Source organism: Acinetobacter sp. Brlt_5 (assembly GCF_051949055.1).
Lineage (GTDB): Bacteria > Pseudomonadota > Gammaproteobacteria > Pseudomonadales > Moraxellaceae > Acinetobacter > Acinetobacter indicus.
Genome location: NZ_JAYJLP010000030.1, coordinates 1 through 8,696 on the forward strand (window position 1 = coordinate 1; position 8,696 = coordinate 8,696).

10 protein-coding genes are annotated in these 8,696 nt (G+C 44.0%); 5 read left to right on the top strand and 5 right to left on the bottom strand.

Going from position 1 to position 8,696, the window contains the following annotated elements:
* Positions 1-433: 433 nt before the first annotated feature.
* From VF685_RS13680 to ftsY, 3 genes are all read right to left on the bottom strand, one after another.
* Entirely contained in the window at positions 434-1,093 is a 660-nt protein-coding gene (locus tag VF685_RS13680) for a DUF2057 domain-containing protein (protein ID WP_005178385.1), read from the bottom strand.
* Positions 1,094-1,255: 162 nt separating this feature from the next.
* Positions 1,256-1,849, bottom strand: a complete 594-nt coding sequence (locus tag VF685_RS13685) for a nitroreductase family protein (protein ID WP_286385081.1) — start codon at positions 1,847-1,849, stop codon at positions 1,256-1,258.
* A 272-nt stretch (positions 1,850-2,121) separates the two neighbouring features.
* Entirely contained in the window at positions 2,122-3,222 is a 1,101-nt protein-coding gene (gene ftsY, locus VF685_RS13690) for a signal recognition particle-docking protein FtsY (protein ID WP_005178389.1), read from the bottom strand.
* A gap of 177 nt (positions 3,223-3,399) precedes the next feature.
* On the opposite strand from ftsY, the gene VF685_RS13695 reads away from it, so the two are divergent.
* Positions 3,400-4,794 (top strand): M16 family metallopeptidase, encoded by a 1,395-nt coding sequence (locus VF685_RS13695; protein ID WP_440203671.1) that lies wholly within the window; start codon positions 3,400-3,402, stop codon positions 4,792-4,794.
* Positions 4,795-4,805: 11 nt separating this feature from the next.
* Positions 4,806-6,389 carry a M16 family metallopeptidase gene (locus VF685_RS13700; RefSeq protein WP_286385079.1) on the top strand — a complete coding sequence of 528 codons (1,584 nt, stop codon included), beginning with the start codon at positions 4,806-4,808 and terminating at the stop codon, positions 6,387-6,389.
* Here VF685_RS13700 and VF685_RS13705 read toward each other — a convergent pair.
* Positions 6,313-6,648 carry a hypothetical protein gene (locus VF685_RS13705; protein ID WP_075174530.1) on the bottom strand — a complete coding sequence of 112 codons (336 nt, stop codon included), beginning with the start codon at positions 6,646-6,648 and terminating at the stop codon, positions 6,313-6,315. The genes VF685_RS13700 and VF685_RS13705 overlap by 77 nt on opposite strands.
* Before the next feature lie 102 nt (positions 6,649-6,750).
* A complete protein-coding gene (locus VF685_RS13710) occupies positions 6,751-7,110 on the bottom strand; it encodes a hypothetical protein (protein ID WP_005178401.1) in 360 nt (119 codons plus the stop codon).
* Positions 7,111-7,334: 224 nt separating this feature from the next.
* Here VF685_RS13710 and VF685_RS13715 point away from each other — a divergent pair, with 224 nt between their 5' ends.
* The 3 genes from VF685_RS13715 (at position 7,335) to VF685_RS13725 (ending at position 8,656) form a co-directional block, all read left to right on the top strand.
* Entirely contained in the window at positions 7,335-7,568 is a 234-nt protein-coding gene (locus VF685_RS13715) for a hypothetical protein (RefSeq protein WP_005178404.1), read from the top strand.
* Positions 7,569-7,704: 136 nt separating this feature from the next.
* Positions 7,705-8,079, top strand: a complete 375-nt coding sequence (locus VF685_RS13720; RefSeq protein WP_005178408.1) for a DUF2750 domain-containing protein — start codon at positions 7,705-7,707, stop codon at positions 8,077-8,079.
* Between the two features lie 145 nt (positions 8,080-8,224).
* Positions 8,225-8,656 (top strand): CBS domain-containing protein, encoded by a 432-nt coding sequence (locus tag VF685_RS13725; protein WP_016658998.1) that lies wholly within the window; start codon positions 8,225-8,227, stop codon positions 8,654-8,656.
* The last annotated feature ends 40 nt before the right edge of the window (positions 8,657-8,696 follow it).

Below are 8,696 nucleotides of genomic sequence, written 5' to 3' on the forward strand. Positions count from 1 at the left end.
AAATATTTCTCAAATAAACTTCGAGTAATTTCTACCATTCAATCAATGAAAATAATTTCGATTAATCAACCAGTAAAAATCCACACAAGTTGTTCTTCATAATCTCTTAATGATCTTTCCAACACCTCGTCAGTGCCAGAAGCTGGACTCAAAACACTTGACAACTCAGCGATCCGCTTCGTTCATCACCGTGTATCTCGTCGGTATGGGGTGCATTCTAGAGAAATTTAAAAGCTTTGCAAGCACATTTTATAAAGTTTTAAGAAAAAAGTACCTGTCTGGTTATTTTTAAACCAGATTGCTGCATATTTCATCTGTATTACTAAGTTTAGCTAAGTAATTATAAAAATAAAGTAGTCTACTTAGACTTTAAATCTATAAATAAAAAACCAGCCGAAGCTGGTTTTATAATCTTTTCATTTTATTGCGGTTTTTAATTGGCCTGTTCTGCCAGCCACGACATAAATTTTTGTCGTTCTGTTTTAGACGCTTGTTGCCACAGCTGAATCAGTTGCTGATCTGCACCGGCAACATTGCTAACAGTTGCAACGGGTTTGGTTGTCACGACTGCTTGCGGACTATACACCGCTGCTGGTTGTGTCACCGATACAGGTGCGGCCTGCGCAGATTCTGTTGAAGAAGTACTAAATAAGTTTTGTAAAATGCCACGGTTTAAATCTTTGGCTCCAGCCTGCTGCACCAGCAGCTGATTTTTCGCATCAAATAAACCGAATACCGGCTGCTTGGCAAACTCCTTGGCATCATCATGCGTTTTTGGTGGATTCACCAGCCCTAAACGGTATGTGGCTTTATCTTGTAAAACCGGAGTTTTAATATGCACGATGCCCGAACGTACAATATCGTGTGAACCAATGCCCGGATGCTCTTCAAAAAACTGTACATAACGTACGCTCAGCACATTCTCACCAGGCTGCACGCTATAGTTATGATTGCTGCTAAACAGACGGCTTTTCACTTCCTGACCATTTAAACCTTCAACTTTAATTTCTTCCGGTGCCGTAATAGTCACTGCGGAAAAAGCTGTACTACTTAAACTTAAAGCCAGTGCTGCGAAGGATAAACGTAAAGCCATGCTGTTCACTCTAGTCGATTGTTCAATTTTAGTTGCACTATGCAGCGCTGAAATGACAGTTTTATGACAAAAATGGGGAAAGCCCAATTTCTCTCTTTTTAGTGTCTTTTTGCCATAAAAAAGAGCGCTGAATGCGCCCTTTCTTTGGTTTAGCTATGCAACTTAGTGAAAAGTTTTAAAACGATCTGCATCATTCATAAACTCTTTATCACCCGCTGGTGCTTCAATTGAACCGAACACCAGTTGCGCTCTTAATTTCCAGTTGGCTGGTACATCAAAGGTCGCCGCAACTTCTTCATCAATAATCGGGTTGTAATGCTGTAGCGATGCACCAATGTTGTTTTCTGCCAGCGCAATCCAGGTTGCAAACTGGGCAATCCCTGTTGAATGCTCTGACCATACCGGGAAGTTATCTGCATATAGTGCAAATTGTTCTTGCAGTGCTTTCACGACATCTTGGTCTTCATAGAATAACGCAGTACCAAAACCTGCGGCAAAGCTGCTGATTTTGCTGTCAGTTGATCCAAAGTTTTCAGCCGGCACCATTTTACGCAAGGTTTCACGTACAATTTCCCAGAATTTGGCATGTGACTCACCAAACAGAATCACCACACGTGAAGTTTGCGAGTTAAACGAAGATGGGCTTAAACGAACGGCTTCTTTAATAATTTCTTCAATTTTCGCTTCGTCTAGCGCCACATTTTTACCAATTGAGTAAATGGTACGGCGTTTAAGTAAATGATCTTTAAATGACATATCTTTTTCCTTGGTATGGTCTTGTGTTTATAACAGATGAATTTATCTTAACGGCTGCCTGGGCTGGAAAATAGCCCCAGTTTTATAACAATGTGTTGCATTTATGGAACAATAACCGCGCTTATCGTAGATTTTATGAAAACAAGTTAAATTTTAAAGCACGTCAAAGCGGATGAGCATCATCCCTGCTCTAGGTTTATATCAGTTATTGATTTTTTACAGTTTAAAGGATATATAAAAAAACTCCGCAAATCGCGGAGTTGTTGAGCTGCTTATTTGTCTGTTTCAAACAGCGCTGCCACAAAGGACTTGGCTGAAAATGGACGTAGGTCGTCAATTTTTTCACCCACCCCAATAAAGCGGATAGGCACATGGGTACGGCTGGCAATATTAAACAGCACACCACCTTTGGCGGTACCATCCAGTTTGGTGATGGTTAAACCCGTCAAGCCAACCGCTTCATCAAACATTTCAACCTGGTTAATCGCATTCTGACCAGTACCGGCATCTACCACCAGCATCACTTCGTGCGGTGCAGTGGCATCAATTTTTTGCATCACGCGTTTAACTTTGGTCAGTTCCTGCATTAAATGACCTTTGTTATGCAAACGCCCTGCAGTATCGGCAATCAAGACATCCATACCTTTGGCACGCGCACTTTCAAAAGCATCAAAAATGACCGAGGCACTGTCTGCACCATGACCTTGCGCGACCACAGCAACATCATTACGCTCGCCCCAGATTTGCAACTGTTCAGTCGCTGCGGCACGGAAGGTATCACCAGCGGCCAGCATGACTTTCTTGCCTTCACCTTGTAAACGTTTGGCCAGCTTACCAATGGTGGTGGTTTTACCCACGCCATTCACGCCCACCACCAGAATGACATATGGATTTTTATTCGAATCAATATGCAACGGTTTAACACGCGGCGCCAGTAAAGCCACCAGCTCTTCCTGCAAGGCTTTATACAACGAGTGTGAATAAATCAGATCACCACGCGCAGTACGTTCAGTCAGGTTGGCAATAATGGTTTTGGTGGCATCAACACCAATATCGGCCACCAGCAATTGCTCTTCAACTTCTTCTAAAAGTTCATCATCAATTTCTTTGCCACCAATTAAGATGTTGACCATCCCATCGGCAAAGTTTTTACGGGTTTTGGTTAACCCTTCTTTCATACGGCTGAAGAAACCGCCTTTTGATTTCTCTTCAGCTGCTTCTGTGGCTACAGGCGCAGAAACAGGTGCTTGTTCTACTTTAGGTATTTCAACGATAGGTACATTTACCGCAGGTAAACTTGGTAAAGTGACATCGTCATCCCCGATATCAGCATCAATCAAAAATTTATTTTGCCCATTAGATTGCTGTTGCATGCCGAATCCTTGAAAAGCAGTGCGTTAAAAAAGTTGGATTCTAACATAAACTGCCCACTTTGACTTGTCATTGCCAATCATGTGTCGCAGGCTGCAAAAAGTTACAGGATTCCCTTGCTTTCACTGCCCCGTTTCTGAAGAATGAAAGCAAATACAGATGCATTGCGGATCATCTTTGTGATACTGAACAATAAAATTTTGCCTGCTGTGGTTCATCATTTAAAACAACAACGTTTCGCCCTTACCCTACTTCTGATCGGTTTCTCATCGAGCGCTTTGGCGGCCAATACCCAAAGCGAGCTGGCACGCAGTACCGTTGAAACCACGTTAAAAAACGGTTTAAAAGTCATTATTCGTGAAGATCATCGTTCGCCAATGGTGATGACTCAAATCTGGTACAAAGTTGGTAGCAGTGATGAGTCGGGAAATTTACTCGGTATTTCCCATGCGCTGGAACACATGATGTTCAAGGGTACGCATAAAGTGCCAAATGATGAATTTACCCGACTCAGCCGGATTTACGGCGGCCGGGTCAATGCCTCGACCTTTACCAATTACACCAATTATTATCAGCTGTATCCAAAAACCTATTTTCCGATGGCGCTGGAGCTTGAAGCCGACCGAATGCGTAATTTATTGCTGCGCCAGCAGGATTTTGCCACCGAAATCAAAGTGGTGATGGAAGAACGGCGCCAGCGTACCGATGACAATCCGCGTGCTTTGGCTTTTGAACGGTTTAAATGGATTGCCTACCCGACCAGTCATTATCGCCAGCCAATTATTGGGCATATGAAAGATCTGCAAAATATCCAGCTGGAGGATTTACGTCAGTGGTACAAGCAGTGGTATAGCCCGAATAATGCCATTTTAATTATTGTCGGCGATGTTAATGCTGAAGCGGCTTTGCTCCAGGTACAAAAATACTTTGCCGATATTCCAGCGCGCAGCCTGCCAGCCCGCAATGATGTCCGCGAATTTGAACGTCTGGGCTATCGGCACATGGAACTGAATTTTCCGGTTCAGGTGCCGAATTTGTATATGGCCTGGAATGTCCGTTCGCTAACGACTGCGACCAATCCGCAAGATGCCTATGCACTCACCATTATTCAGCATTTATTAGACAGCGGCATTTCTTCGCGCCTGCAGCAGCGTCTGATTCGTGAGCAAAAACTCTTAAGCGCCTTAAGCGTCAGCTATGATCCATATAATCGTGGCGACAGCCTGTTTACCATTTCAGCTTTACCGGTGGATGGCGTGGATCTGGTCCAAGCCGAACAGGCGATTCAGGCTGAAATTGAACGCCTGAAAACCGAGCTGGTGCATGAACCGGAAGTAAAACGCGTGACAGCCAAGTTTGTGTCGAATTTGCTTTATAGTCAGGATGATCTAGCGGGACAGGCCAAGATGATGGGTAATCTGGAGGTGAATGGATTGAGTTATCGCCTGATGGATGAATTACCTCAGCATTTTGAAACCATACGCCCGCAAGACATTCAACGCGTCGCCAATGTCTATTTTGTGCGTGACAATTTGACCACCTTATATTTGCGTCCACACAGCAAGTCACCCTAAAGGATACCGACATGCCCTATTTCCGTTCCTGCATTCTGGTGGCCAGCTTATTTGCGATCAGTTCTGCGCAGGCCAATGTCAATACCACCACCGAAGTGGATGAAAATCCAAATACCTTACAATCTCTGCCGCTGCTGCAAAGTCTCAGAAATATTAATCAGCAGAAATTGGATTATCGCGCGCCTTATGTGCATGACCTGAACAACCGTTATCAGGTCAGAACCCTGTTTGTGGAAACACAGGACTTACCAATTCTGGATATACAGCTGACCTTTAATGCCGGTGCCGCGCGTGATCGGGAAATTGAAAGCGGCTTATACGGCGTGGCCAATATGGCCGCCCAGCTCTTAGATGAAGGCACGCCCAAATATAACGCACAACAAGTGGCTGCCGTGTTTGAACAGGTCGGTGCGCAGTTTAGTGCGCGAGCCTATCGGGATATGTTTATTGTCAAATTACGGGTGCTGTCTGACCCGGAAAAACTGGAACCGGCTTTAGCCATGATGATGGAACTGCTCAAACATGCCACCTTTGAAAAACAGAGTATTGGCATGGTGGTCAGCAATAACCAGCTGGGGCAAAAACAGCTGAAAGAAAATCCCAGCCGGATGATGGAGATTCAGCTGTATCGCAGCTTATATGGGCAACATCCTTATGCCCAGCCAATTAACGGTACCAATGGCAGTATTCAGCGGATTCAGCCCAAACATCTGCAACAGTTCCGTGAGCAGTTTCTGGTGGCGCAGAATATGAATATTGCCATTACCGGAAAAATGCAGGCCAAAGCAGCTTTAAATCTGGCAGAACGCATTGCCGGCAACTTAGCGCAAGGTCAGGCGGCTGCACCACTCCCCACACCCATCACAGCAAATGGCTTTCAGATTGTACACATGCCCTATCAGTCCAGTCAGGCGCATATTGTGCTCGGTCATATTGGCACCACACGTCATGATCCAGACCGGCTGGCTTTAGAAGTCGCCAATCGTATGCTCGGCGGTAGTGGCTTTCATTCTGTTTTGATGAAAGAACTGCGGGTAAAACGCGGCTATACCTATGGCGCATCTAGCAGCATGAGTTTTAGTCAGGCACCGGGTGTATTTCGCATCAGCTACTCAACCCGGCAAGATCAACTGATGGACAGTATTCGTGTCGCGCATAAGGCACTGGTCGATTTTGTCCGAGAACCGATTGATCCGAAACAGCTGGAAGAAACCAAAAACGGCTTGTTAAGAGCCTATCCTAACCATTACAGTAGCAATGCTAGTATTAATGCCCAGCTCGGCAGTTTGGGATTTTATGAACAATCGGCACAGAGCTTGAGTGAATATTCAGCACAGCTCAGCAAAATTAGCGCCGAAGATGTGCAAGCTGCGGTACGCCGGCATCTGCATCCGGAACATCTGACCGTGATTGTAGTGAGTGAAAGTTTAGACAAAGCGGCTTTAGAACAAGTTTTACAACACAATTTACAGACCACCGGCAGTCAATCGCTTCCTCAGGTTGAAGATATTCCAGCGATTAATATGCCTCCACATCCAGAGGAGGAAGTTGTTTTGCCTGACCCAGTTCCATCTGATGGGCCTGCATCAATTTAAGATACTGCCCATAACGCACCTGTGGCTGCTGCATTAAGCGCACAGCCATCTCCTGGGTTTCAGGATACATCGACTGCTGCGACAAATATTCAATATTCTGAAATTGTGCGGACCCAACCGGGCGATAAAGTGCAATGGAAGATAACAGGAGAATAATGACAATAATGCTGACCACTACCCCATTATAAATTTGCTCTAACGTGAGTCGTGATTTTAATTGAATGAATAATTGAGAAATTTTTTGTATTGCGTCATGCATAGCCTACCTCGAATAGCCGTAGTGTAGGATGCTAGCGGTATTTGCACAAGATAGATGACCCAATTTTACCCGAACTGGCGAGTAAAATTGAGCCACTGCTGCTTAAGTCATCAGCGCGCGGAATACGGTATACAGGATAATACCCGCGACAATGGCCAGCACAATGAAGATGGCAAAGATACTGACCCCTTTTTCGGCATCAGCCGGATGCAGTTCATCATCATCGGCAATGCTGATTAGCTCACCATTATAAATACGGTAGAATTCTTCACGCTGCTGTGGATCGAGTGTACTGGTAAAGTCATGCACACGTTTACGCTGCGCCAAACAATACTCACCTAAATGAATTTCCTGATGGAACACCGCCTCATCGAGTTTTTTACGGTGATGATGGGCCAGCTCGATAATCTGCTCCGCACGTAAAGGCAGATCAAAGTTAAAACCGTCTATTGTATTTGTCATGTGGCTCTCCTTTTTATGTTACCTTTCTTATATGCATATCATAATAAAATTATAGAGTGTTCAATGTTTAATCATGTAAACTTGAAATATCACGGATCTGCCCCATCTCTTAGTTGACATTTCCACGAATGTGTAATATTAGTTTAACACAACCTCGATAAACTATTATTTAGGCTGGCTATACAGTCTTTATTGCGATCATAATTAAAATAAAGGAGTTTTATATGATTCAGAGTATCTCTCACCATGATCTTGAAATTGCATATGCAAATGCGGTTAACACCATTCAATCACAGATGAACTTCCAAGATGCTGTGGCTGAACTTGAACAGGTTGCCCGCGCGGGTCATGGCAAAGCCGCTATGTTCTTAGCTGAACTGTACTATCAAGGCTTCCGCGTAGAACGCGATTCACTCAAAGCACAGTACTGGCAGAATATGGCCACCATGCAAGCATAAACAGACGTCACCTAGGTGGCGTTTTTTAATGCCTGAAATTTGTTTTTTATATTTGTTTACGATTTAACGCAAAGCTTAAACGCTTTATTCATCTGAATTTCCTACAATACAGGCACCACATTAGTGTTTATATGACATGAACCAGATTAAGTCTTTAAAACCCGCTGCCCAAGATATTCACATGAAAATCAGTATTCTAAAATCAATGATGTATTGCGGGGTACTTTGGGGGCTATATCATCAGGGTTGGGCCATGACCTCCGATCAGGATGATTTTATTTTTCCCTTTTGGTTAAACGGTGTCCAAGCCTATAAATATGCCAAGAAACACTGGCCAAACTACACTCCGCGCCAGATTAGCCCGCAGGATTTTCAGAATTCTTTGCTACCGACCTTAACCCGTTTAAAAGTTACACCGGCGCTGTGTCATTGTTCCAGCCAGCAATTCAAGCTGACCACACAGCAAATGAAACACTTTTTCTTTAATGACGCCCAGTTAAAGACCGCTTAACGTAGAGATTCATGCACCATTAAACCTCAATGAAAACAATATGACTGCTGATTATGGCCTCTAATGATAAAACTATTGGCATTTTTCAAAATTGAGGTTAAGTTAGAACCCATACCAAGAACAAAAATGGCAAGGACCAGACAGAATGACCAATGTAACACACGTATTAAAAGATAAGCATAGCCAGGAAATATACACCGTTAGTCCAGAAGCAACTGTACTCGAAGCAATTTCAATTATGGCCGATAAAGGCATCGGGGCGCTTGTAGTGACCCATGAAGGCCAAGTGGTCGGAATTTTATCCGAGCGTGACTACACCCGTAAAATTGCGTTGATGGAACGCTCTTCTTATGACACCACCGTCAATGAGATTATGACCGCAAAGGTACTGACCGTGACCCAAAGCACCAGTGTAGAAGACTGTTTGAGCCTGATGACCGATCGTCATTTACGTCATTTACCGGTAGTAGAAAATGACAAACTGGTCGGACTGGTGTCGATTGGCGACTTGGTAAAAGCAGTAATGGATGATCAACGTAAACTGATCGACCAGCTACAACAATATATTGCCAGCTAAACAGACAATATAAAAAACAAAAAAAACTCTCCTTCAAGAG